Genomic DNA, 631 nt, shown 5'->3' with positions numbered 1-631 from the left:
TGGTCTTGAAGATCTCCACGGTGCCGGCCTCGTCGCGGCCCTGGAAGCGCGGCCAGGAGTCCTTGTCCTTGCCGTGTTCCTTGTCCTTGCCGTGGTCCTTGCCGCGGTCCTTGTCGTGGTCCTTGTCGTGGTTCTTGTCCTTGTCGCGGCCGTTGGCGATGCCGCCGCCGTTCTTGCCGGCGGTGTTGTTGGCGATGCGGGACTCGCGGCGCTTCTTGTCGGAGTCGTCCCTGCCGTCGGCGGAACCACCCTGGCCGTCGGCGGACTCGCCCTTGTCCTTGTCCTTGTCCTTGTCCCGAGCGGACTCGTCCTTGTCCTTGTCCCTGTCCCGGGCGGACTCGCCCTTGTCCTTGTCCTTGTCCTTGTCGTCGCGGGCGGACTCGCCCTTGTCCTTGTCCTTGTCGTCGCGGGCGGACTCGCCCTTGTCCTTGTCCTTGTCCTTGTCGTCGCGGGCGGACTCGCCCTTGTCGTTGGAGAACCAGTCCTTGTCGTCGGAGGATCCGTTGACCTTGAGGACGCCGACGTTGAAGATGCCGCCGCCGCTCTCCCGGGCGTGGTTGTTCTCCACCTCGCTGTCCTCGAGGTCGACGCGGCCGAAGTTGGCGATGGCGCCGCCGTTGCCCTCGGCGTT

At 66.1% G+C, this 631-nt stretch carries 1 pseudogene; it reads right to left on the bottom strand.

Annotated features, from left to right (window positions below):
• Positions 1 to 631: pseudogene (locus tag KBX37_RS34020) on the bottom strand (hypothetical protein); the annotation flags it as partial.

The sequence above is a fragment of the Micromonospora sp. U56 genome (assembly GCF_018070095.1).
GTDB classification, from domain to species: domain Bacteria; phylum Actinomycetota; class Actinomycetes; order Mycobacteriales; family Micromonosporaceae; genus Micromonospora; species Micromonospora purpureochromogenes.
The sequence above is the reverse complement of the archived record's forward strand: the minus strand, read 5'-3'. Positions and strand labels throughout refer to the sequence as shown.